The following is a 26,111-nucleotide window of genomic DNA, read 5'->3' on the forward strand; positions in this document are numbered from 1 at the left end:
AACCATTTTGGAGGAAGATTTAAAAATGAAAAAACGCGTAATTTTAGGGACATTAGTCGCTGCAACGTTATTAATGACTGCTTGTGGAAACAGCGAAGCAACTACGAAAAGCGAGAGCAAAGGTGGAAGTAATGCTTTAGTCGTTTCAACTTTCGGATTAAGTGAAGATATTGTCAAAAAAGACATCATCGCTCCATTTGAAAAAGAGAATGAAGCGAAAGTTACCTTAGAAGTAGGCAATAGCGCAGACCGCTTTACGAAATTAAAAAATAATCCCAATGCGGGAATTGATGTCATTGAATTAGCACAAGCAAATGCAGCACAAGGTGGAAAAGAAGGGTTATTTGAAAAAATTACAGAAAAAGAAGTACCTAATTTAAGTCAGTTAACGCCGGGAGCAAAAGAGGTTTTTGAAAGTGGTGCTGGCGTACCAATCGCTGTAAACAGTATCGGGATTGTTTACAACAAAGAAAAATTAGGCAAAGAAATTAAAAACTGGGATGACTTATGGTCAGCTGATTTGAAAGGTAAAATTTCTGTTCCAGACGTTGCCACGACGGCAGGTCCTTTAATGTTATACGTTGCCAGTGAACATGCTGGTCAAGATATTACAAAAGATAACGGGAAGGCCGCTTTTGAAGCGATGAAAGAATTAAAACCAAACGTTGTTAAAACGTATTCAAAATCGTCAGACTTAGCTAATATGTTCCAATCTGGTGAAATTGAAGCAGCTGTGGTTGCTGATTTTGCGGTTGATATTATTCAAGGCGCAGCAGAAAACGTGACGTATGTCGTCCCAGAAAGCGGCACGTATGCCAACTATAATACAGTCAATATTCCTAAAAAAGCACAAAACAAAGAAACCGCCTTTAAATTTGTTAACGCACGGATTAGTGAAGAATCACAAAAGGCCAAAGCGATTTCATTAAATGAAGGACCTACAAATCAACAAGTAACGTTAAGCGAAAAAGAAGCGAAAAATAAAACATATGGTGCCATTGCCGAACGTGCCAAAACAGTCGATTTTAATTTTATTAATAGTCAACTAGCGGATTGGATTGATCAATGGAATCGGACGATGAATCAATAGTTTTAGAAAAGAGGGACAAAATGAACGTCGATGTATTACTAAAAAATGTGTGGCTGTATCAAACAGTCACTCAAACATTCGTTCAACGAAATGTTGCGATTAAAAATGATAAATTTTATTACATTTATGAAGAAGAGAACGTCAATTTGCAGCCCCAAAAAACAATTAATGCCGAGAATCAATGGATGATTCCCGGCTTAATTGATGCACACATGCATATTGAAAGTTCCATGACGACACCTACTATTTTTTCCAAAGCAGTAGTGCGTTACGGTGTGACAACGGTGATTGCCGATGCCCATGAAATGGCTAACGTATTTGGCTTAGAAGGCTTAAAAGCTTTTATGGCCGCTGAAACAGAACTAGATATCTTTCACGCAATTCCTTCTTCGGTTCCTTCGACCACTCCCGAATTAGAAACAACTGGTGGGATTATCGGCTTAGCAGAAGTAGCAGAATTACTCAAAGAACCAAAAGTGATTTGTTTAGGGGAAGCCATGAATTTTAAAGGGATTTCCTATGAGCCAGATTCTTTAATTCGTCAAATTATCGATTTGTGCCAAAAACAACGACCAACCATGCCTTTAGAAGGCCACTGTCCTAAAATCGAAGATCAAGAGTTAGCAGATTTTCTATATAGCGGTATCACTTCAGATCATACTCATCAATTTCCTAAAACGTTAAAAGAAAAAATTGAAGCGGGTGTCTTTATTCAATTTCAAAATAAATCAATCACTCCTGAAAACATTCAGGTGATAGTAGACAATGACTTCTACAATTATGCAAGTATTATCACGGATGACGTGATGGCTGATGATTTGCTAAAAGGTCATCTAAATGAAAATGTCAAAAAAGCCGTTCATGCAGGATTGCCTATCGAAAAAGCCATTTATATGGCAACTTATACGCCGGCCAAACGAATGGGTCTCCATGATCGTGGCGAAATTGCACCTGGTAAAAAAGCTGACTTTTTGTTATTAAATGACTTAGAAAGTTTTGATATTACTACGGTTTATAAATCTGGAAAGGTTGTTTTTGAAAAAGGCGAGCCCTTCCATTATCCAGAAAAAATTGAAGAGTTTCCAGCCGCTTACCAACAAACCATCCAATGTAAAAAGTTAACAGAAGAAGATTTACTTTTAAAGGTGGCTACAACAAAAGAAACAGTTCGTTGTAATGTGATTCAAAAACAAGAAATTGGCACATTTACAGAGCGAATTACAAAAGAAATTCCTGTTGAAAATGGATTGTTGCAATGGCAAAAAGCCAACTGTGCCTTATTAATTGTGATGGAACGTTACGGAAAAAATGGTAATATTTCTTTTTCTTTAATGGATCAACCCCTTTCCGAGAAAGGAGCCATTGCGACAACCTGGGCCCATGATCATCATAATTTAATGGTGATGGGTAATACGATTGAGGATATTCTGTTAGCGCAGAATGAATTATTAGCGATGCAAGGCGGCTATTTGGTTGCTTCGGATCAGCAAGTGATGGCAACTTGTCCTTTACCAATTGGTGGGATTTTATCGCAAGCACCGATTGATCAATTAGGCGCTTCTTTACAAAAAGTCCGACAAGCTATGCAAGCGTTAGGCTATCAAAATATGAATGAAATCATGTCCTTTTCTACACTATCATTGCCTGTCTCGCCAGCCATTAAAGTGACAGATTTTGGGATGATGGATACGAAGTCACAACGTTTCTATCCATTAGTTTTTCCAGAGGATGGAGTTCTTTTGCATGAAAACACTCATTAAAAATGTGCATATACTAACAATGGATGAGCAATTTTCAGAAATCAAAGCCGGCTATTTAGTGATTGAAGAAGACACAATTGTGGAATTAGCACCAATGACCACACTTGATGAAAAGCGAATGGCTGCAAATCAAGTAATCGATGGCCAAAATGGAATTTTAATGCCTGGGATGATTAACACCCATACCCATGTAGGCATGATTCCGTTTCGTTCGTTAGGAGACGATGTGCCAGATCGACTCCGGCGTTTTCTTTTTCCATTAGAACAATTCATGACAAAAGAATTAGTAGGATGCAGTAGTGATTATGCAATTGCTGAAATGTTACTGAGTGGTATTACGAGCTTTTGTGATATGTATTATTTTGAAGATGAAATTGCTAAAAGTTGTGAAAAAATGAGTGTTCGTGCTTTGCTCGGAGAGACGATCATTGATATGCCCACTTGTGATAGTCCAGAACCTTCAGGCGGTCTTTTTTACGCGGAAACCTTTATTCGCAAGTGGCAAGGTCATCCGTTGATTACGCCTATGCTTGCGCCGCATGCACCGAATACCAATTCACCAGAAGTGTTGGCGAAAATTATTGAACTTAGTCGGCAATACCAAGTTCCTGTGACCATGCACGTTGCTGAAATGACTTATGAAATGGCTGAGTTTGAAAAAGCCTATCAAAAAACACCAATTGCTTTCTTAGAAGAACTGGGTTATTTGAGCGAGCCGTTTATTTTAGCGCATTGTATTTTGGCAACAGATGAAGATCTTGCGAGTTTAGCTGCGACTAATGGAAAAGCGCGTGTCGCTCATTGTATCGGTGCGAATACTAAATCAGCCAAAGGCGTAGCGCCGATTAAGCAAATGCTTGATCAAGGGATTATTGTCGGTTTAGGCACGGATGGACCTAGTAGTGGGAATACATTAGATTTATTCACCCAAATGCGCATGGTTGCGAATTTTCATAAGACAGCACACCAAGATCGCTCCTTGTTTCCTGCGAAAGAAATTGTTTATCTGGCAACGATGGGGGGCGCTAAAACATTAGGTTTGGCGGAGCAAGTCGGCTCATTGGAAGTGGGCAAAAAAGCGGATATAACATTAATTGAAACGCAATCAGTTAATATGTTTCCGATTTTTGATGCCTATTCAGCGTTGGTTTATTCAGCAAATGCTAGCAATGTTGAAGCCGTTTGGGTGAACGGTCAACAGTTAGTTGCCAATAAAGAATTACAACAAGCTAATCTCAAAGAAATCAAGGAAAAATTATATCAGGCCATGAATACGTTTGTGAAAGAAGCTAAAAAAAGAGCTGCTCTCTAAACAAAGCAAGTATGACGTATCGGATTGATTAAATAACGCTGAATTGACGTTTAGTGATTCAGGTTCTAATAGAGCGCAGACAAACTTTTAATGAAAGAGTTGTCTGTGTTCTTTTTTGTTATAAACATTTTTCTTTTTCTATATATATTTTTAAGGTAAGTTGTATTATAGTAAGTTTGAGAAGATGAGAATGAGAGGAAAAGCAATGAATATACAACGGTTTATAGAAAAACGCAAAGCACGTGGTTTGTCGCAAAGTGAATTGGCTAAAGGGATTTGTACGCAAGTTACGGTTAGTCGCTTTGAAAAGAATGGTCAAGTCCCAACTTTAAAAATATTGATCCAACTATGTAATCGTTTAGAGCTACCTTTGGGGGAACTCTTCCCGCGCGTAGGGATTAAACAACCTGAAATTCTTGAAAAAATGGAAGAAGCAGAATTCTTCTTGATTACCAGCGAACATGACCAATTGCAAACAATTTTAAAAAATATTCCTTTTGATGAAATCAAAGATTCCCAACTGTTATTAGAATATTATTATTTACAAGGCTTTGTCATGATTTTTCAAAATGCTTCGTTGATGGATTGCTTATTTACCTTTGAAAAACTTCTGTTTGAAGAGCAAAAATACACGAGCGATATTTACCGTTTGTTAGCTTTTACTGGAATTGGCATGGCCTATGCCAAAGAAGGCGAAATTGAGAAAGCCGAATTTTATTTCAATAAGGTCTTCAAGGAAATTTATCTCTATACTATTCAATCAATGGAAGATACTTGGCGAGTATTAAATGTTGTCTTTCACTGTGGTGTTTTTTATGCAGAAAAAGGCGATTTAGAAACAAGTGATGCTTTGTTAGAGTATGCGATTTCCATCTGTTCTGATAATCACGTCACGTATTACTTGGCAAGAGCAGCTTTCCAACTTGCGAAAAATGCCTTAGCTGAAGAAAAGCCGCAAGAGCAAATTTTAGAACTACTACAAGATGCCCGCGCGTATGCAAAAATCAATAAAAACCGCATCTTGTTGGAAGCAATTCAAACATTGAAAGAAACAATTTTATCTAAGGAGAATTAGTTTATATAGAAAATTATATATTTATTTTAAAAATATAATAAAAAAAGCGTTTTTTAAAAGAGTTAAAGACACGTTACGACCTTAAATGAAAATTTTAAGGTCGTTATTTTATATAAAAAAATATATAAACGACTTGACTGGCATCAAATAAAGGCGTATGATTCATTTGTGAATAAATGTGAAATAAAACACAATCTTTCGTGGAGAGGAAGTCTTGAGGTGCAACAAAGTCAAACTATTTATTTGATGGGCACAGTAATAGATGTATTTGTAGACCATGAAGAACCTGAAAAAATTCTAGAAGAAGTGCATCAACGATTGATCACTTATGAACAACGCTTTAGTGCAAATGATTCAACTTCGGAACTGATGGCTGTCAATCAACAAGCTGGGCAAAAACCAGTCAGCGTTCATCCAGAGTTGTATCAATTAATTGCATTAGGGAAAAAGCATAGTTGTGATCCAGCTAGTCATTTGAATGTTACCATTGGCCCACTAGTTCAAACGTGGCGAATCGGTTTTAAAGATGCCCGTGTCCCGTCAGAAAAGGAGATTAAAGCCTGTTTGAAAAAAATTAATCCAGAAAAGATTCACTTAAATCCCTTAAAACAAACGGTTTTTTTGGAAGAAGAAGGAATGAAATTAGATCTGGGGGCTTTAGCAAAGGGCTATATCGCTGATTTACTAATTGCCTATTTGAAAGAAGTCCATGTGACGTCTGCTTTGATTAATCTGGGCGGCAATATTGTGACGTTGGGGCCCTCTACGCATCAAAACAAAAAATGGCGAATTGGTATTCGCAATCCGCAAGAATCCAGAGAAACAATCAGCTTACTTGTCGAAGTGGCTAATCAATCGGTTGTGACGTCGGGCATTTATGAAAGAAGTTTAACCGAAGCTGGGCGAGTCTATCACCATTTGTTGGATCCGACAACCGGATACCCATTGGAAACTGAAATGGCCAGCATCACAATTATCTCGGATGCTTCAGTGGATGGTGAGATTTGGACAACGCGTTTATTTGGTTATCCAATTCCAGAAGCGCTTGAAATCCTCAATCAACTAGATGGGATTGAAGGAGTCATCATTACACAAGACCAGCAAATTTTATATAGCAGCGGGTTAGCAGATACTCTTCACATTATCCATTCATAGAACCGAAAAAGAAAGGACAGCTCATTATGAAAAAAATTATCGGCTTAGTAGGAACGAACTCAGAGCAATCAACCAATCGTCAACTTTTGCAATTTATGCAACACTATTTTGCGCAGGAGGCTGACATTGAACTAGTTGAAATTGTTGACTTTCCTATGTTTAACAAGCCAGAAGACAAAGTTTTGCCAGAAATAGTTAAAACGGTTGCTGAAAAAATTGAAGCAGCAGATGGCGTCATTATCAGTACGCCTGAATATGACCATGCGGTGCCGGCTTCTTTGATGAATGCCCTAAGTTGGTTATCTTACGGGATTTTTCCGTTTGTTGATAAACCAGTTATGATTACTGGTGCATCCTATGGCACGTTAGGTTCCTCTAGAGCACAAGCGCATCTGCGTCAAATTTTAGATGCTCCTGAATTGAAAGCACGAATTATGCCAAGCTCTGAATTTTTATTAGCGCATTCCTTACAAGCTTTTGATAAAAACAATGCGTTAAAAGATTCAGAACAAATAGATAAACTAGCTGGTTTGTTTGCAGATTTTTGTGTATTTATTGAAATTACAGAACAGCTGAAACATGCGCATGCGCAAAATAAAAAAGAAGCAGAAAATTTCTCATGGGAAACGATTTAACGAAATGGAGTGAATAAAATGAAATTAATTGGGATCGTCGGATCAAACGCTGATTCTTCTTATAATCGGTTACTACTGCAATATATTGGCAAAGAGTTTTATAAAATGTTCGACTTGGAAATTTTAGAAATTAAAGATATTCCAATGTTTAATCAAAGTAAGGATCAAACGAACAGTGTCTTGATTCAGAATATGAATCGCAAAATTTTACAAGCAGACGGCGTAATTATTGCGACGCCCGAACATAACCATACCATTCCTGCCGGTTTGAAAAGTGTGTTAGAATGGTTATCTTTCAAAATTCATCCGCTGGAAAATAAACCAGTAATGATTGTTGGTTGCTCTTATTATGATCAAGGAACCTCGCGTGCGCAATTACATCTCCGTCAAATTCTTGATGCACCTGGTGTCAATGCAATCGTGATGCCTGGAAACGAGTTTTTATTAGGAAAAGCTAAAGAAGCATTTGATGAAAACGGCAACTTAATTGCGGAGGGAACACGTCAATTTTTAGAAAGCACATTACAAAAATTCGTGGAATTCATTGATGTGATTTCAAAATTAGAAGGGGCTAAGCCAAAAGACTTACCTGAAGATTTACATGCAAAAGGAACCATTGAAACAACGATCGAAGGGGTTGATATGGCAGCAGATGATTGGGTAGAACAAGCAGCAGAAGCGGTTCAGGCTGTGGAAGGCGACACATATGTAAAATTAGATCGAGGCATTTTAACCGTAGATCAGCTAAATTATTTCTTAAAATCAATGCCAATGGAATTGACTTATGCAGACAGTAACAATCAATTTTTATATTACAATAAAAAAATGGTTGCTGAAGAAATGTTTGCTAAACGGCAACCAGGACAAGTTGGTAATCCATTAGCGAATTGCCATCCGCCAAAAGCATTGAAAAATGTAGAATGGGTGATTCAACAATTACGGTCAGGAAAAACAGATGCTATTCGCGTTCATGTTCCAATGCACGGACCAGATACCTATGTAGTGCATAACTATCAAGCGATGTATGATGATAATGGAAATTACGCGGGAATTAATGAGTATATTTTAGACTTTAAACCAATTGTTGATTGGTATTTAAAACAAACTGGGCAAGAATTAGTCGGTGGAAAAAACGTCGATGCAGTCAGTGGTGCCTCCAAAAAAGAAGCGCCAGAAACGGCAGATAGTGTCTCAAGTGCATCAGTCCATGAAGAAGAGTCAGCGACCGAAAAGCCAACAGTTGACAGCGTTTCTAGCGCTTCAATTAAAGAGTAAAATAACAGCAAAAAATAGCGGCAACAAGTAGTCATACTGTATTCAGATTAGCAATGCCAAATGAGGACTTTTATTGACAGAAGCTGATACTTAAAAGAGTAAGAACTTTATAGGAAGATAGTATAGAAGACGAACCAAAAGTTTCAATCATTTTTGACGAATAGGCTAGAAAAGAAACAGAAAATTAGTCAAACAAATCAGCTTTTCTTTAAATTTAAAGTAAAAAAATAACAAAAAAAGCCTCCTTGGTGACGCAAGGGGGCTTTTTTTGGTTAAAATAATACTTTTCTATGAAGATTCCTAAATATTGAAAGAATCATTTTTAAATTTGTGGAAAAAATAAGCAAGATTGACACTCACGTCTTGTTAAAAAAATAGATACTTAAGGCGTGATAGTTTGGAGTTGAAAATGTGACTACTTTGTTAGATGAATTATTAGACCAAGAATTCCGAGATAAATTACTTATTTATCAAACTTTTATGAATAGTGAAGGTCCATTATTAAAAGAAGAATTTTATGGATATTTTGATTTATCCACTCAAAAGTTAGAATCGTTGTGCCGTCAAATAAATTATGAATGTACACAGATTTCTTCAAGGAGTCAAATTCTTTTTCCAGCTAAAGGACTGATTAGTGCGCAAAAATTATCGCAAATTGATTATCAAGCCTTAAGAAAATATTATTTTGATCAATCACTAATGGCCAAGTTGCTTCTTGATGTGGGCCTCTATCAAAAGCACACGATTCAAGAATTTTCTCAAATTCATTTTATGAGCAAAAGCAAAATTTATGCCTTCTCGTATAAACTAAATCTGATTTTAGCTAATTGGCATATTAAATTAAAGTCAACAGGCTTGGTTGGAGAAGAGAAAAATATCCGAAGTTTTTGTTTTCAATGCTTGTATTATTTTTATGGAAGTAATCAAGAAAGGCTGCCTAACATTTTGATGGAAAATAGTCCTGGCATTAAACGATTTATAAACGATTTACAACTGATGTATCAAAGAACGTTTAGTCTTAATCAAAGCGCACAACTATTTATTCTTTTAACGATCCAACGTTTTCGTGTATTTTCTGATCATGTAGTGGACTCTTTTACGGAAGTTCATGTGCCTAGCTGTTTACAGCATGCGTTTGAAAAAATTTATACAAGCGAAACCCCTCTTTTTAAAGAGGATTTTGGCAAAGAGACTTCATATATTTTTCTTTTTTTAAGTTTAAATGAATACATTGATAGTCCGATTGTTTTTCCAGATAAGTTAACCATGTTAGACGAATTTATTGATCATATGAATAGTGTTATTCCTTTCTTTGAAAAGCGAATTACGGTGGAAACAAAAGAAAAATTAAAGTTGATTTGTTATCGCTGGGACCGCCTATACTTTTCAGTGGCTGCATTTATTCCCGCCAAGCAGAGCAGTTTCTTTGAAGAGCGGTTTCCTCAAATTCATCGCGCCTTAGATGGTTTTATACAAAAGACAGAGTCGCTGCATCAAAAACGATTTTTAATGTATGAACGCGTGCATCTATACTATGATTTTATGTTTTGTTTGTTAAATGATCGTTCTTTTTGCGCAATTGAAAAAACGATTCATGTATTTGTTGATTTTTCTGGTGGGGAGGATTATAACCGCTTTATTGCAAAAATTATTGCTTCTTTCAATTATATGGATGTTATGATTGATCACAAATTAACCTTAGAAACCGATTTGTATTTGTCCGATTTTTATAGTTCGAAAGTACGGTGTCGTCAATTGACATGGCGTCATTTGCCGGAAACAAAAGATTGGCAAGTATTTGCTGAGGTAGTCAGAGAACTAAGAAAGGGAGAGACTCAGAAAAATGAGCACTATGAGAGAGACCCAATCAAGATGTGGCGAGAACAAGAATACGAAGGATAGTCAATTGAGACAAGCAGTTAACTATAAAGACTTAACTGGTCAAAAGTTTGGTGAGTTGACAGTAGTAGCACCAACGGCAAAAAGAAAAGAAGGGCTGATTGTTTGGGCCTGTCGCTGTTCTTGTGGGAGCTATGCAGAAGCTTCAAGAAGACAACTAATTCGTGGGTATCGAACGAAATGTGCTCACCATCGCTATCAAACAATGTTGAAAAAAAACTATCATGAATTAGTCGTGGTACGGATTGAAAGTATTCAACAGACAATGAAAGCGTATTGTCTGTGTTCGTGCGGACAATCTTGCTGGGTTCGCTGTGAAAATTTGTTGAATGGCCATACCAAAAGTTGCGGTCATCGTAAAAAGAAGGATTACCGACAAAGAGTTGCTGGCGTAATTCCAGGGAAGTTACAAAGTAAACGCCCCAAAAATAATAGCAGTGGACACAAAGGAGTGAGCCAGACCGCTTCTGGGAAATGGCTGGCTTATATCTCTTTAAAAGGCAAGCGCCATAACTTAGGTATCTTTACGAAAAAAAGTGAAGCAATTTTAGCAAGAAAATTAGCAGAACGTCGTCTATTTCAACCAATTTTACAACAAGAAATAGTGACTACAAATAAGGAAGTTTAGCAACAGAGAGGATGCGAAAGATGTTAGCAGGCTTATTTTCAGTAACTGGAATGATTTTATTGGGGATTTTATTTTGCTTAATTGGTTATCAAACGTTTCGAAAACATCATCATTAAGAGAAGAATGTTCTAGCTAGATAATTTCATCGACAGATGAAATTATCTAGCTTTTTTTATAAAAAAGCTAAGAAAAGGATAAGAGATTGTGGAAATTCTTTAGGTTGTTTAACAAAGCCTTAATTTCCTTTGTTTTAGATTGTGGTTAAGAAGATTTTTCTCTATACTAAGTCTTCGGAAATCAAAGAAAAGAAAGGAGCGAGTGATGTGGTTAAAAAAATTGGTTTAAGTATAATGCTCTTATTTTTTTTCTTAATTATCGCACTCCCAATCTATGCGTGGAAGATTGAGCCGAATTTAGTTCACGTTAATCAGGTGACTTTGGGAAAGAAAAATCAACGAGAACCATTGAATGTTGTGCAACTTTCGGATATACAAGTTTCAGAATTTTATGAGACGAAGCGGTTAGATAAAGTCATAAAAAAAGTCAATCGTGAAAAACCAGATATTATCGTTTTTACAGGTGATTTATTTGACAATTATGCCAAAAATCCGCAACAAAAAGAACCGATGATTGAAAAGTTAAAACAGTTACAAGCGACAATTGGAAAATATGCAGTTTGGGGAAATCATGATTATGGTGGCGGTGCTTCTGCGGTGTATGATGAAGTCATGGAGGCCAGTGGCTTTACCGTTATGAAAAACCAAGGAGAAACAGTAACCTTAGCAGATGGACGCCGTCTTTTTATTGGTGGTTTAGATGACTCGTTATTAGGAAATCCTTCCGTTTCAGAAACATTATCCTATCGAGAAACGTATGACTATGCGTTATTAATGACCCATGAACCAGATGTCGCGGATGCATTTGTTGGTACGGGTACACAGTTAGTTTTAGCAGGACATAGCCATGGCGGACAAATTTGGATTCCTTTTTATCCAATCACAAATGTTTTAGCAGAAAAGTATACCAGAGGATTGTATCAGTTGGACCAAGAAACGCAACTATATGTTAATACAGGCTTAGGAACGACCGCCATTCATGCCCGTTTTGGGGTGATCCCTGAAATTACACATTTTACTATCTATATTTAAAAAGTCTGGTCAATCCGACCAGACTTTTTTCTGTTATTTAACAGAATTATTTTTAAGAAAAAGATGTTCATATTTTGGTGAAACGTTTCTATAAAATGCTTTAAAATATCTAGAAAAGAGTATTTTTATGGAAAAAGAAGCAGGGAAAACAATTTCTTTATAAATGGTCTATAGCGCTTTTTAATGCTGTTATTTTTAAATAAAACCATAATGTAAGGGTTTACAACTGTTTGAAGTGAATGTATAATCTGTTTGTAGAAACGTTTCACTAAAAAGAAAGGAACCCTGCTTATGAAAAAACTAAAAAAGTTTTATGATCAGCGGCAATTGCATTGGATGGTACTTCCGGGTGTAGCATTCATGATTGTCTTTAACTACATTCCAATTTATGGAATTATCATTGCTTTTAAAAATTATACGATTGTTGACACGGTTTCTTCTGCACCATGGGTTGGACTTGAAAATTTTCGAATCATTATGGAAGATAGTTTTTTTTGGGAAGCAGTTCGTAATACCTTAGCGATTAGTTTAATGAAACTTTTTTTAGGATTCGCTATTCCGATTATCTTAGCGGTAATGATTTTTGAAATGAGAGATGGACATTTAAAAAAAGTGATTCAGACAATTTCTTATATTCCGCACTTTTTTTCTTGGATCGTTTTAGGCGGGATGTTGATTTCGTGGCTTTCAACAAATGGCTTTATCAACCAAGTCATGATGTCGTTAGGCTTAATGAATCAGGGCGTCAATCATTTGTTAGATCCTGATAAGTATTGGTGGATTGCTGTTCTTTCTGATTTGTGGAAAGAAGTAGGTTGGGGCACGATTCTCTATCTTGCTGGCATGTCTCGCATTGATCCAACGTTTTATGAAGCAGCGAGAATTGATGGTGCTTCAAAATTAACACAAATCCGAACGATTACTTTGCCCTTATTAGCGCCGATTATTTCGTTGAACTTAATTCTAAATGTTAGCGGTTTATTGGGATCGAACTTAGATCAAACGTTGGTTTTAATGAATGCTCAAAACCAAAACAAATCAGAAGTAATTAATTCATTTGTTTATCGTATGGGGCTAACGCAAGGGGACTTTTCTTATGCGACGGCAGTTGGTTTAGGGATTTCTGTTATTTCAATTGTTTTATTAGTCATTACAGATCGCATTACTAGAAAAATGAACAATGGTCGGTCGGTTATTTTATAAAGGAGGCAACAGCTGTGATTAAAAGAAAATCAAAAGAAAACAAATGGTTTTACTTTTTCAATACGTTAATTCTTGTGTTGTTTTCTTTATTAATTATCGTGCCAATTTGGAATATTTTAGTTTCCTCAGTTTCGTCAAGTTCGGGTTTAGCCGGTAAAGGCTTGGTTTTATGGCCGAAAGGATTTACGCTAGAAAATTATCGGAAAGTTTTTTCGGATAGTAGCATTCCGCGAGCGTTTTTGATTTCTGTTTTAAAAACAGTCATCGGTGCGTCGACGCATACACTGTTCTGTGCGATTGTCGCCTATGGACTTAGTAAATCTAGACTAGTCGGGCGTAACATTTATACAACGATGGGTGTTATTACAATGTACTTTGGTGGGGGCATGATTCCCACGTATCTTTTGATTAAGTCATTAGGACTCTTAGATACCTTCTGGGTATATATCATTCCAGCTTTATTTAGCTATTATGATGTAGTTATCTTAATGAACTTTTTCCGAGAAATTCCACCATCTTTAGAAGAATCCGCCAAAATAGACGGCGCCAGTGAGTTTCAAATTTTTTATAAAATCTTTTTACCTTTAACAAAACCGGCATTAGCCACCATCATTTTATTTAATGGGGTTGGTCAATGGAATGACTTTATGACCACGAAATTATATATTACCAAAGAATATCTGTATCCATTGCAGATGAAAATTTATGAAATTATTGTTCAATCCAACTTGAGTACCATGACAGAGAGCGGCAGTACAGATATGGTGGTGCAGGCAACGACACGTGGTGTTCAGCTGGCAACAATTGTCATTACAACGATACCAATTTTAATCATTTATCCATTACTACAAAAACACTTTATCGGCGGTATGATGGCCGGTGCAGTAAAAGAATAAAGAAAGTAGGGAACAATATGAAAAAAGTTTTAGGCGGTTTATTGGTGGCAACGGCGGTCGTTAGTTTAGCGGCATGTAGCGGTGGGGAAAAGAAAGCTAGCTCAGATGTCTCAATTAAGGATCGGTATGAATTAGATGAAAAGACGCCTGCTTGGAAGTTAGATAAGAAGAAAGAACCGACCAAGATTAAATGGTATATTAACTCAGATTGGACGGCGCTGCCTTTTGGAAAAGACGTGACCACTGCGCAGATTAAAAAAGACTTAAATGTGGATATTGAATTTATTTCCGGCGATGATTCAAAATTAAATGCCATGATTTCAAGTGGAGATATGCCTGATATCGTGACATTAACTGAAAAAACTGGACAAGCAGCATTGAAAGCAGATTCTTGGGCCTATTCTTTAAACGATTTAGCTAAAAAATATGACCCCTATTTAATGAAAATTGTTAACCAAGATACGTTTAAATGGTATGCCTTAGAGGATGGAAAAACATATGGTTACCCTAATTACTCTAATACAAAAGCGGATTATGAAAGTGGAAATATCCCAGTAAATGATAATTTTGTTATTCGTGAAGATGTCTATAATGCATTAGGCAAGCCAGACGTTTCAACACCAGAAAATTTTGAAAAAGTCATGCAACAGATTAAAGAAAAATATCCTGAGATGACCCCAATGGGCTTCACCACAGTGGGCGATGGTGCAGGACCATTTTTAGACAAATTACAAGACTTCTTAGGTGTTCCTTTAGAGGATAAAAATGGTAAATACTATGATCGAAATTTAGATAAAGAATACTTAGAATGGTTAAAAACATTTAATGATGTTTACCGAGCAGGCAATATTAGTGATGATAGCTTCACAGATGATGGGGCGACGTTTGATGAAAAAGTGAAACAAGGAAATTATGCAACCATGCTCGTTGCCGGAACCAGTGGTCAAGGTGGGAACTTCACAGAATTTATGAAAAAATCTGGCACACGTTATATAGCCATTGATGGACCAAGTAGCACTTCTGGCCGAAAACCAACATTAAATCAAACCGGCATTTCAGGTTGGTTAAGTAATTACATTACGAAAGATGCGAAAGATCCAGCGAAAGTCACTCAACTGTTCACATATTTAATTGATGAACCGGGACAAATTTTAACAAAATATGGCGTTGAAGGAGTTACTTATGCGTACAATGATCAAGGAAAAATTGATTATTTACCAGAAGTGAAAAAATTAGAACAAACAGACAATGATGCCTATAACAAAAAATATGGCATTAGTCGTTTCCTATACTTTAACAATGACCGTGTTAATAAACTAAAAGTGCCAATGGAAAGTGCTTTAACGCAAATGCAAGAATGGGGCAAAGGAAAATTAGTCCCACATTTCGTAATTGAAAATATTAATCCAGATGCGGGAACGCCGGAAGCTCGGGCGAATGAAGCGATTGAAACCAAACTAAATACAACCGTTATTTCAATGATTCGTGCGAAAGATGATACAGCCTTTGACAAATCTTTAGAAGACTACAAAGCATTCTTAAAATCAAATAAATGGGATGCAATTGAAAAAATAAAATCTGAGAAAATGGCGGAAAACAGAGACAAACTTAAGTAAGAGAGGAGGAGAGAAAAGCGGATAAAGCAACGAGAAATCCGCTTTTCTCTTTTAATATGAATAAGTTATTTGCATATGAAGGTTGGTATTATCGGATTTTTTCTTTTATTGCCAACTTGATCATTATTAATTTTCTCTTTTTAATTACCTGTATAACAGGCATCTTTAGCGGTGTCGGCTTAATTGCGTTGTATCGAACGATCTATCGTTTGTATCGTGAAAAAGATATTCCTGTTTTGCGAACGTTTTGGACAGCATTAAAAAATAACATCATGCGAGGTTTTATTTTAACAGGTGTCTTGTTCGTTGCTTTTTTACTGGGCGGTATTGTCGTAACAAGTTTATTTAAAATAGCCACTAGTTTAGGTTTCTTAGCTATTTTTCTATTAAGTTTTGTTGCATTATTTTTGACGAGTTTTCTTTTTCTCTTTTCCGTTTTTAATTGGTCCGTTAAAAAGACACTAGGTGAGACGGTTTATGTGGTCTTAAGTAATAGTGCAAATGCGATTATTTTGTTTATTTTACCTCTTTTAACGTTTGTTTTTTTCTATAAGCTTAATTTGTTTTTATATATTGCGTTAGGATTCGGGACAACGGCTTTTCTTCAAGTTGCGTTTTTTCAGAAAGTGTTAGGTGTGGAACATGAATGAGTATTTTGAGTTTTGGCAAAAGACCAAGGAAGAACTTCAAAAAATACCGCTAGATATCCATCGGCGGGTCATTGACTATCCATTGGAAAATGTTCAAGTGGAACAGGTCGACTTTTTAAGTTTCCTAGGTGAGCGCATCTTTGGCTATTTGTTACTTCCTAAAACGGCGGGGAAACAGCCAATAGTGATTGACTGTTTAGGCTATATGAATCATATTCAAGAACCTTGGCAATTTGCTCATTGGACACAAATTGGTTGTGCTTGTTTTGTCATTGATAATCGAGGTCAAGGGGGATTAACCAAAGATCGCGTGCCATATCAAACAATTTGGCATGAAGCACCAATGGGACGAGGATTTCTAGACAAAGAAGATTGGTACCAACGCCGCTTGTTTGCCGACCATTTACGTAGCGTAGAAGTGGTGCGTACCTTTACTGAAATTAATCAGGACCAAATCATTCTTCGTGGTGGTTCCCAAGGGGGTGGCGTAGTGTTAATGGTGAACAGTTTAGTCGACTTCCCGATTTTAGCTACTTTTGCAGATGTTCCAAGTCATTCTTGTTTAGAAAATCGAGTAGCAGAAGGAACGGGTTCGTATCAAATTATTCATCAGTACTTACAAGAGCATCCTCAAGCGCATGAAAAAATTGCCGCGGTTCTTCCTTATTTTGATAGTCGTCACTTTGTTTCGCAAATTAAAAATCCAGTCTTTGCTTCTGTTGGGAGTCACGATCCGATATGTCCAATGAAAGATTTTTTCCCTTCTTATCATCAGATAAAGGCAAGAAAAGCAGTCAGAGTATATTGGAAAAAAGGTCATGGTGGCGGTGAAACAACCCAGATCCGTCGTGAAATGCGTCAAATTCAACAACTATTGCAGGAGGTTAAAAATGAAAATAGCTACGTATAATGTCCGGGTAGATACAGAGTATGACCAAGATTGGCAATGGTCTTTTCGTAAAGAGGCTGTTTGTCAGTTAATCAATTTTCATGATTGGAGCCTTTGTTGTATTCAAGAAGTACGACCGAATCAAGTCAGGGATTTAAAGGCGTATACAACATTCACCTGTCTTTCTGCGGAAAGAGAAGGGGATGGTCAAGGAGAAGGACTAGCGATTCTCTATAACGAACAAAAAATTCAGGCTATTGATACAGGGTATTTTTGGTTATCTGAAACACCTCAGCAGCCAAGTATCCATCCTGAAGCTGGCTGTCCAAGAATTGCTTTGTGGGGACTATTTAAGGAAACGACTCAAAATACGCCTTTTTTAGTCATCAATGTTCACTTGGATCATATTTCAGCTCATGCTCGTTTAGCAGGAATGACCGTTATCTTAGAGGAGTTACATGACAAAATTGCACAGTATCCAACTTTATTAATGGGCGATTTTAATGCAGAGTCGGGGGAAGAGGTTCATCAACTTGTTCAAAAAAAATTTCAAGATAGCAAAAATTTAGCTACTCATTATGGCCCAAGAGGAACATTTCAAAATTTTACTTACACAAAACCTTGGGCGGAATTAGAAGAAATTGATTATATTTATGTAAAAGGTTGGCAAGTACAGCAAACCGCAAGTTTAACAGATAGTATTGATGGACGTTTTCCCTCCGACCATTTTCCTTTAGAAGCAGAAGTATGTATTGAAGAAAGGTGAGAGTATGAAAGAAAATCAACTGATTCAATTAGTCGAAGAAATGACAATTGATGAGAAAATTAATCAATTATTACAATTAGCAGCAGCGTTTTATTCAGATAAAGCAGAAGAAAAGACCGGCCCTATGTCAGAGCTAGGACTAAGTCAAGAAACGATTGATACGGCGGGGACAACATTGGGTGTTTCCGGTGCAAATGAAGCAAAACGTGTTCAAAAAGAATATATGCAAAATCATCGATTAAATATTCCAACACTTTTAATGGCGGATATTATTCATGGTTTCAGAACCATCTTTCCGATTCCTTTGGCTTTAGGAAGCACTTGGGATGAAGCAGCGGTTGAAAAAATGGCGGAGATTTCAGCAAAAGAAGCTGCTGTTTCAGGATTACATGTAACCTTTTCACCAATGGTTGATTTAGTGCGCGATCCACGTTGGGGACGTGTCATGGAGTCAACAGGTGAAGATCCATTACTCAACAGCCGCTTAGCTGCTGCAATGGTTAGAGGTTACCAAGGAGAAAATTTAAAAGAAGACAATTGGCGAGTAGCCGCGTGCGTGAAGCACTTTGCGGCATATGGTGGTGCCTTAGCTGGTCGGGATTATAATACGGTAGATATGTCTGAACGGCAGCTAAGAGAAATGTATTTACCTGGCTATAAAGCTGGATTAGATGCGGGTGCAAAACTTGTCATGACGTCCTTCAATACAGTGGATGGGATTCCTGCTACAGGCAACCAATGGCTGTTTAGAGACGTATTACGAAATGAATTTGGATTTGAAGGGGTTGTGATTTCAGACTGGGGAGCGATTAAAGAATTAATTCCTCATGGCGTTGCCAAAGATGAAAAACAAGCGGCAGAATTGGCTATCAAAGCTGGTGTAGATATTGAAATGATGACCACGTGTTATCCAGATTATTTAAAAGAATTACTTGAAGAAGGCCGGATTGCTGAAACACTTATTGATGAAGCAGTTATGCGAATTTTAAAACTAAAAAATGAGCTAGGCTTATTTGAAAATCCCTATCGTGGTGCGGATGAACAAGCGGAAGCAGAAGTGATTTTAAGCAAAGAACATCGAGAAATAGCTAAAAAGATTGCTCAAAAATCAATGGTTCTTTTAAAAAATGAAAATATTTTGCCTTTTACGCCGCAAGAAAAAATCGCGCTTGTCGGCCCAGGGGCCCAATCACAAGATATTTTAGGGGCTTGGTCATGGCAAGGAAAGAAAGAAGAAGCCATTTCCCTCGTGGCTGGTGCCCAAAAATTAACTACAAATCTCCTAGTTGCCCAAGAACCCTTTGATTACTTTGAACCGACCGTGGCGGCCATTGAAGAGGCTTTAACATTAGCTAGTCAAGCAGATAAAGTAGTAGTGGCACTAGGCGAAACAGATTGGATGAGTGGGGAAGCTGCCAGCCGCAGTGATATTCGTCTACCCGAAAAACAATTAGCAGTAGTGGCACAAATTATTGAGAAAAATCCCAATGTTGTTGTCACGGTCTACAGTGGCCGGCCCTTAGATTTACAAGGGATAGATGTTGCAAAAGGAATTGTGCAAGCTTGGCAACCTGGAACAGAAGGGGGCAATGCGCTAGCAGAAATTTTGTGGGGACAGTACAATCCAAGTGGTCGTTTAAGTATGTCGTTTCCAGAAACGGTTGGTCAAGTGCCAATTTTTTACAATGTCGACAATACTGGGCGCCCTTATGAGTCAGCACCAGAAGAAAAATATGTTTCTAAATATTTAGATGTCTCTAATTACGCTAAATATCCCTTTGGATTTGGCTTAAGTTATAGTCATTTCTCTTATCAACCAATTCAACTAAGTGCATTAACATTTACCAAAGAAGAACCAGTCACGGTCTCTGTTTTAGTAAGAAATGACAGTCCAATCGCTGGAGAGGAAACCGTGCAATTTTATGTACGTGATTTGGTGGGACAAGTGGTTCGCCCAATTAAAGAGTTAAAAGATTTTCAAAAAGTTTGGCTGGAACCAAAGGAAGAAAAAGAAGTTCAGTTTCTTCTTTCAGAGGATATGGTGCGCTATGTTCATTCAGACAATCAGGTAACCAGTGATGCAGGTGAATTTATCGTAATGATTGGTGGAAATAGTCGCGATGTACAAACCGCAACAGTCACGTTAAATGAATAAGATGGGAAGGATAAGTTATGCAGATAAAGAAGCTTAAGCAAGCAGACACAGTCGCTACATTTCTAGAGACAGGTGATTTAAAAGAATTGAGTAGCTGTGGCATGATGATTAATCAATTAGAAGGTAATCCTTTAGACGGCAGTATGAACCAACTCTATTTGCGGATAATTACAGGGGACACAATTAATTATCGACCAATGATTGGTTCCAACAGTCAAAGTGATTTTTATCTTTCAGATAACCAATTGACGTGGCGGGGCGAATTTGAAGCGGTTCGTTACCAAGTTGACTTTCGTTTGGGACCAAGCAATCAATGGTTCTGGCGGGTTAATGTCACTGGAACTGGTTTAGTAGATATTGTTTATGGTCAAGATATTGGCTTAGCGACAAAAGGAGCTGTTCAGTCAAATGAAGCGTATGTGTCGCAGTATCTTGATCATCACATTTGGCAAGAGGGCGAAGAGCTTGTTGTTTTATCAAGACAAAATCAACCGCAAAATGAGAAGTTTCCAGCCCTTATTCAAGGGAGTTTTCAAAAATTAGTAGGCTACTCAACGGACGGCTATCAATTTTTCGGACGTTCATTTAAACAAACAAACACACCAGAAGCATTGGGGAAAAGATATTTAGCAAATGAAGTCTATCAATATGAATTTGCTTACACCGCTTTACAAACGGAAGCCGTCCAATTAACGAATGAAAGTAAGGAATTTGTTTTTTATGGTGCGGTAACAGAAACACATCCGCAAGCATTAGCTGAACCTTTTTTATCGAAAGAAGCCTTACAAGCTATTTATGAAACTGTGACATTCGATTCATTAGAAGGAACACAGGACTATCCTCCGAAACTTTTAGGAGAACCTATCACAGGAAATCCATTAACAGAAGAAGAATTGGCCGCACTTTATCCCCTTCAGACACAAATTGAAAAAGTAGGAGGTCAGACGTATTCCTTTTTCACGGAAAATTACCATCATGTTGTTCTTCAAGAAAAAGAAATTGCCATGGAAAGAGCGCATGGCCACATTTTATTAAGTGGTAAAGGCTTAACGGTTGATGAACCTTTGCTTAGTACGACAGTGTATATGTATGGCATTTTCAATTCACAAGTAGTTTTAGGAAATACGACCATGAACAAATTAATGAGTAATAGCCGAAACGCTTTAAACGTTATGAAACGCTCTGGTCAACGAATCTACATTTTAGAGAATGGCTTATGGCGCTTACTAACAATGCCTTCTGCTTTTGAAATGGGGTTGAACTCTGCTACTTGGTATTATAAGTTGCCAAAGGATACAATTCGTGTACGCACTTTCACTTCGCCTGATTCAAGAGTGATTCAATTGGAAGTGACCAGTCAAAAGGATGTATATATGTGGGCTGTTTCTAACCATTTGTTATTAGGACCGGAAGAAGTACCAACCTATCAATTAGAACAAGCTGGCAAAACGCTTCGAGTGACGGGAAATCATTCTGCTACAGAAAATTATTACCCAGAACTAACCTATGCATTGACAGTTGATAAATCATTTCAAGTAACCGATAGCACATTATTTGGTGGAGCTGAAGCGGACTTATTAGTCTTGGCAATCGAAAAGACCCAAAAATTTTCACTACTTATTACGGGCAGTATAGAGGACCAAGCATTAGTTAATACACCATTAGATTTTGAAAAAGCAGAAAGTCAATATTTGGCATTCATTAATGGCTTGTTGCATCATTTTGAGTTAACACACACAGACTCAAGTGTGCAGCAAATGAATCAATTAACTCGTTGGTATACTCATAATATGCTCGTTCATTATTTGTCGCCACATGGCTTAGAACAATATGGTGGAGCAGCTTGGGGCACACGAGATGTGTCGCAAGGACCGACAGAATTTTTCTTTGCGACGCAACAGCCTAAGATCGTGGCCTCCATTATTCAGCATCTATTTGAAAATCAATTTGAGGACGATGGCAACTGGCCGCAATGGTTTATGTTTGACCGATACGAAGAACAAAAAGCCAGTGAAAGCCATGGCGATATTATCGTCTGGCCATTGAAAGTAGTGACTGATTATTTGGAACAAACTGCAGATTATTCAATCTTAGCTACGGAAATCCCTTATACAAGTCGCAAAGATAATCACAAAACAAAAGAAACAGCATCTTTATTTGAACATTTGAAAAAAGAAATAAATTATATTGAACAACATTTTTTACCAGAAACTTTTCTATCCTGTTACGGTGACGGCGATTGGGATGACACGTTACAACCTTATGATAATCGTCTTAAAGAGCAAATGGCTAGTAGTTGGACCGTTGCCTTAACGTATCAAGTGTTGAAAAAATTTGCGGCTTTAATTACGGAAATCGATGCTACTTATAGTCAGCACTTAACAATTTTAGTCGCAGGAATAAAGAACGATTTTCAAAAATATATGTTGGCGGATGAAACGATTCCAGGGTTTATTTATATGGAAACGCCAGAAACTTTTGAACAAATGATTCACCCAAATGACCAAAAAACAGGAATTCAATATCGATTATTGCCAATGACTCGTAGTATGTTAGCTGAATTATTAACACCGGAACAAGTAAGTCATCATTTAGAAATTATTGAAAAAGAATTAACGTTTCCTGATGGCGTGCGCTTAATGAACAAACCAGCGAACTATCGAGGCGGTGTGAGCACTAATTTTAAACGAGCAGAACAGGCGGCTAATTTTGGTCGCGAAATTGGCTTACAGTATGTTCATGCGCACATTCGCTATACAGAAGCGATGGCGAAAATTGGTCAGCGAGACAAAACCTGGCAAGCATTAATGCAAATCAATCCAGTTCAATTAAAAGAAGTGGTACACAATGCAGAGTTACGCCAAGCCAATGCCTATTTTAGTAGTTCCGATGGCGATTTTAAAACAAGGTATGAATCACAAGAAAATTTTGGTAAACTAAAAGATGGAAGTATTGGGGTAAAAGGTGGTTGGCGAATTTATTCAAGCGGGCCGGGAATTTATTTAAATCAATTAATTACAGCTGTTTTAGGGATTCGGCAAAAGGCCCAAAGTGTGGTTTTTGATCCCATGTTACCAGAAAAATTGTCTGGTTTAACACTAACTTACCAATTGTTTGATAAACCTGTCACATATAAATTTTATCCAAATCAGTCAGCGAAAATAGTTATCGATGGTCAAGAAGTTCCGTTTAAGTTTGAAGAAAACCCTTATCGAGAAGGGGGAATAGAAGTTCAAAAAGACGAGGTGCTTTCATTATTAAATGAAGCAAGTGTTATTGAAATTTACCATTAGAAAGGAGAGTAGTCCATGGTAGGAATTAAAGATATTGCAAAAAAAGCAGGCGTATCAATCTCGACCGTTTCTTACGCATTGAATGGTAGTTCAAAGGTAACTGAAGAAACACGAACGCGCATCCAAGCAATTGCTGAAGAGCTAAACTATGTTCCTAACATGGCCGCTCGCACATTAAAACGTCGTCAAACCAATATTATTGGTGTCTATTTGGCCGATTATGGCGGTAGTTTTTATGGTGAATTGTTGGAGGGGATTAAGAAAGGCTTAGCACTGTTTGATTATGAGATGATTGTCTGCAGCGGTAAAAAGTCACATCTTTTCATTCCTGAAAAAATGGTGGATGGGGCAATTATTTTAGATTGGACATTTCCAACAAAAGAAATTGAAAAGTTTGCTGAACGAGGCCATTCGATCGTTGTCCTTGATCGAACCACTGAACATAGGAATATTCGGCAAGTTCTCTTGGATAATCGTGGCGGTGCCACGCAGGCAATTGAGCAATTTGTCAATGTGGGTTCAAAAAAAGTTCTTCTGCTTTCTGGACCAGAAAAAGGTTATGATAGCCAAGAACGATTGGCTGTTAGTACACGAGAATTAACTCGTTTTGGGATACCTTATGAAATTATCCAAGGCGATTTTACCGAACCTTCTGGCTATGCGGCTGCTAAAAAAATTTTGAGTCAACCACAGACAGAACCAGTCGATGTTTTTGCTTTTAATGATGAAATGGCGATTGGTGTCTATAAATATGTTGCAGAAACAAATTACCAAATGGGGAAAGACATTCGGATTATTGGTTTTGATAATTCTGAACTAGGTGCGTTTGTGCAACCGCGATTAGCAACAATTGCCTATTCTAAACATCGATGGGGCATGGTGGCTGCAGAGAAAATTATTCATTTAATGCGGGGAGAAGCTGCTGAGAGCGAACACATTTACACACGTTTTATAGAAGGAGAATCTTTTCCGTCTGAATAATAAATAAAAAGTTTGGTCCAATGCTAGCTAAGCTAGCGGACCAAACTTTTTTCTGTAATGGTAATTTCTTCTGATGCAATGGGTTCATCCAGACTGAGAAGGCGATCTCTAAATTTAAAATGGACCGGCTTGTTCTCATTAATAAATTCATACGGGTAAGCGCCTTGGATTGTTTCACCAGGATTGATTTCATCTGCTAAACGATCTAATTTGTCTTGGAAAGGTGAATCTGTTAAGACTGCATATTGTAAATTTTGGGCTTTTCCGTGGACAGTTTGACTAACTTCCATAAAACTTTGAATCATTAGCTGAATATTTTGTGTTTTTTCGGTTGTATTGGTTAATTCAAACAGGACATAAAACATTGGTTTGCCTTGATAATCTTTTCCTTTATGCAAGGCAGTTAAGGCTAAACGCCCATCTGGAACCAACAATGTTCGATTTTCATACGTCCCAATACTTGTCGCCAACACTTCATCAGGTGCGGGCGCACTTTGACTTGCTGGGCTGCCACTTACAGTTGAACAAGCACTTAATAAGGTACTTAGAACGAGTAAGCTCATTAAAATGTAGGGTTTCCTCATATAAAGTCCTCACTTTGGTTAATTGACTATGTAAAAAACAAATTGCTTGTATCTATATTAAAAAGAGTGCTACAAGCAATATTTTAATCGTAGTTCTAGTAAATAGCAATACTTTTATCAAAATTCATGTTTGGAAATATAATTTGAAAAATATTTTTAACTAGCAGAAAAACATTTCTAACAAAAAGTATTGGCTCAAAGTAAAGAGATCGTTTTGTTAGAAATGAGAAATGGCAACATAAAAGTTTTCTATTTTTCTGCAATTAAGACAGTTTCAAAAGTGAATTCACTAGGAATATGATTCGCAATTGAGTATTCAAAAATATGCCCATTGCCTAGGTAAGCAATTTGTTCTGCACGCATCAGGAAATCATTATCGGTTAAGTTTAAATATTTTTTTTCCAACGGAGAAGGACGAATCCCAGAAATGCTGACCCGCGCACTTTGAATTTTTTGATGCAATTGTTCCGAAATATATTGATAAATGGAGACTTTCAATTCTTTCATTGTCAAGTTCGGAATTAAAGCAACGGGCATCCAAGTGTATTCAATAATTGAGGGCACATCTTCGATAATCCGTAAGCGAATAATTTTGTAGACTAACTCTTCTTCTGTAATACTTAATTTTTCAGTCACCCAAGGCTCAGGTACTTCTGTTGCAAAGCCTAAAACCACGGATTCAACTTTTCCATCGTAGGTTGAGTAAGTGCCGGTTAACGGAGAAAATTTAGTAATGGTTCGATTTTGAAAGTCTTGAACAAAGCTGCCCGAGCCACGTCGTCTGACAACATAACCTTCTTGCACAAGCAAATGTAAGGCTTTTGTAATGGTTAGTTCGCTGACCTGATATTTTTCTGCAAGAAGACGACCTTGGGGTAACTTTTGATTAATTGGATAAACACCTGCTTCAATATCCTGTTTTATAGCTGCATAAATTTCTTTATAACGTGTATTTGTCCGCATCAGAGTCCTCCTTTATCACCAGTATTTCTCTCATTATACCATGAATTTAACGTGTTAAAACTATATATTTATTTTTAACGTAACCACTTAATAATCAAGTACTTAAATAAAAGTAGTTGACTTATTCTTTTTAAAACT

21 protein-coding genes are annotated in these 26,111 nt (G+C 37.2%); 19 read left to right on the plus strand and 2 right to left on the minus strand.

What is annotated here, in order from left to right; genetic code table 11:
• The first annotated feature begins 25 nt into the window (after positions 1-25).
• The 19 genes from IGJ04_RS14275 to IGJ04_RS14365 all read left to right on the plus strand — a co-directional run bounded on the left by IGJ04_RS14275 (position 26) and on the right by IGJ04_RS14365 (position 24,426).
• Positions 26-1,090, plus strand: coding sequence for an ABC transporter substrate-binding protein (locus IGJ04_RS14275; protein WP_002357914.1), 1,065 nt, complete (start codon positions 26-28; stop codon positions 1,088-1,090).
• Complete coding sequence (locus IGJ04_RS14280; RefSeq protein ID WP_033626812.1) at positions 1,066-2,850, plus strand: adenine deaminase; 1,785 nt, start codon at positions 1,066-1,068, stop codon at positions 2,848-2,850. Before IGJ04_RS14275 ends, IGJ04_RS14280 begins: the two co-directional genes overlap by 25 nt.
• Positions 2,834-4,162, plus strand: a complete 1,329-nt coding sequence (locus IGJ04_RS14285; protein ID WP_002388842.1) for an amidohydrolase — start codon at positions 2,834-2,836, stop codon at positions 4,160-4,162. The genes IGJ04_RS14280 and IGJ04_RS14285 overlap by 17 nt, the downstream gene beginning before the upstream one ends.
• Before the next feature lie 184 nt (positions 4,163-4,346).
• Complete coding sequence (locus IGJ04_RS14290) at positions 4,347-5,237, plus strand: helix-turn-helix domain-containing protein (protein ID WP_002385979.1); 891 nt, start codon at positions 4,347-4,349, stop codon at positions 5,235-5,237.
• A 219-nt stretch (positions 5,238-5,456) separates the two neighbouring features.
• On the plus strand, positions 5,457-6,392 hold the full coding sequence (locus IGJ04_RS14295; protein ID WP_002413405.1) for an FAD:protein FMN transferase: 936 nt from the start codon (positions 5,457-5,459) through the stop codon (positions 6,390-6,392).
• A 26-nt stretch (positions 6,393-6,418) separates the two neighbouring features.
• The gene (locus tag IGJ04_RS14300) at positions 6,419-7,027 is read left to right on the plus strand and encodes an NADPH-dependent FMN reductase (RefSeq protein ID WP_024797184.1); all 609 of its coding nucleotides are present in this window, start codon (positions 6,419-6,421) and stop codon (positions 7,025-7,027) included.
• 18 nt (positions 7,028-7,045) lie between these two features.
• Complete coding sequence (locus IGJ04_RS14305; protein WP_002357906.1) at positions 7,046-8,302, plus strand: NADPH-dependent oxidoreductase; 1,257 nt, start codon at positions 7,046-7,048, stop codon at positions 8,300-8,302.
• A 411-nt stretch (positions 8,303-8,713) separates the two neighbouring features.
• Entirely contained in the window at positions 8,714-10,204 is a 1,491-nt protein-coding gene (locus IGJ04_RS14310) for a helix-turn-helix domain-containing protein (RefSeq protein WP_331457902.1), read from the plus strand.
• Entirely contained in the window at positions 10,155-10,829 is a 675-nt protein-coding gene (locus tag IGJ04_RS14315) for an AP2 domain-containing protein (protein ID WP_002397195.1), read from the plus strand. Before IGJ04_RS14310 ends, IGJ04_RS14315 begins: the two co-directional genes overlap by 50 nt.
• A gap of 257 nt (positions 10,830-11,086) precedes the next feature.
• Positions 11,087-11,977 carry a metallophosphoesterase gene (locus IGJ04_RS14320; RefSeq protein WP_002384670.1) on the plus strand — a complete coding sequence of 297 codons (891 nt, stop codon included), beginning with the start codon at positions 11,087-11,089 and terminating at the stop codon, positions 11,975-11,977.
• Between the two features lie 291 nt (positions 11,978-12,268).
• A complete protein-coding gene (locus IGJ04_RS14325; protein WP_002382199.1) occupies positions 12,269-13,180 on the plus strand; it encodes an ABC transporter permease in 912 nt (303 codons plus the stop codon).
• Positions 13,181-13,194: 14 nt separating this feature from the next.
• A complete protein-coding gene (locus tag IGJ04_RS14330) occupies positions 13,195-14,076 on the plus strand; it encodes a carbohydrate ABC transporter permease (protein ID WP_002357901.1) in 882 nt (293 codons plus the stop codon).
• 17 nt (positions 14,077-14,093) lie between these two features.
• Complete coding sequence (locus IGJ04_RS14335; protein WP_438840307.1) at positions 14,094-15,692, plus strand: sugar ABC transporter substrate-binding protein; 1,599 nt, start codon at positions 14,094-14,096, stop codon at positions 15,690-15,692.
• A 56-nt stretch (positions 15,693-15,748) separates the two neighbouring features.
• A complete protein-coding gene (locus IGJ04_RS14340) occupies positions 15,749-16,342 on the plus strand; it encodes a DUF624 domain-containing protein (protein WP_002357898.1) in 594 nt (197 codons plus the stop codon).
• On the plus strand, positions 16,335-17,252 hold the full coding sequence (locus IGJ04_RS14345) for an acetylxylan esterase (protein ID WP_002382200.1): 918 nt from the start codon (positions 16,335-16,337) through the stop codon (positions 17,250-17,252). Before IGJ04_RS14340 ends, IGJ04_RS14345 begins: the two co-directional genes overlap by 8 nt.
• Positions 17,233-17,997, plus strand: a complete 765-nt coding sequence (locus tag IGJ04_RS14350; RefSeq protein ID WP_002357896.1) for an endonuclease/exonuclease/phosphatase family protein — start codon at positions 17,233-17,235, stop codon at positions 17,995-17,997. Before IGJ04_RS14345 ends, IGJ04_RS14350 begins: the two co-directional genes overlap by 20 nt.
• Before the next feature lie 4 nt (positions 17,998-18,001).
• Complete coding sequence (locus tag IGJ04_RS14355) at positions 18,002-20,152, plus strand: glycoside hydrolase family 3 N-terminal domain-containing protein (RefSeq protein ID WP_033626810.1); 2,151 nt, start codon at positions 18,002-18,004, stop codon at positions 20,150-20,152.
• A 17-nt stretch (positions 20,153-20,169) separates the two neighbouring features.
• Positions 20,170-23,445, plus strand: coding sequence for a GH36-type glycosyl hydrolase domain-containing protein (locus tag IGJ04_RS14360; RefSeq protein WP_016627165.1), 3,276 nt, complete (start codon positions 20,170-20,172; stop codon positions 23,443-23,445).
• A 15-nt stretch (positions 23,446-23,460) separates the two neighbouring features.
• Positions 23,461-24,426 carry a LacI family DNA-binding transcriptional regulator gene (locus IGJ04_RS14365; protein WP_002363772.1) on the plus strand — a complete coding sequence of 322 codons (966 nt, stop codon included), beginning with the start codon at positions 23,461-23,463 and terminating at the stop codon, positions 24,424-24,426.
• A 32-nt stretch (positions 24,427-24,458) separates the two neighbouring features.
• On the opposite strand, the gene IGJ04_RS14370 is transcribed toward IGJ04_RS14365, so the two are convergent.
• The gene (locus IGJ04_RS14370; protein WP_002384665.1) at positions 24,459-24,989 is read right to left on the minus strand and encodes a DUF5067 domain-containing protein; all 531 of its coding nucleotides are present in this window, start codon (positions 24,987-24,989) and stop codon (positions 24,459-24,461) included.
• A 270-nt stretch (positions 24,990-25,259) separates the two neighbouring features.
• Complete coding sequence (locus IGJ04_RS14375; protein WP_002363775.1) at positions 25,260-25,973, minus strand: GntR family transcriptional regulator; 714 nt, start codon at positions 25,971-25,973, stop codon at positions 25,260-25,262.
• Between the last annotated feature and the right edge of the window lie 138 nt (positions 25,974-26,111).

The organism is Enterococcus sp. AZ050, from assembly GCF_051715085.1.
Lineage (GTDB): Bacteria > Bacillota > Bacilli > Lactobacillales > Enterococcaceae > Enterococcus > Enterococcus faecalis.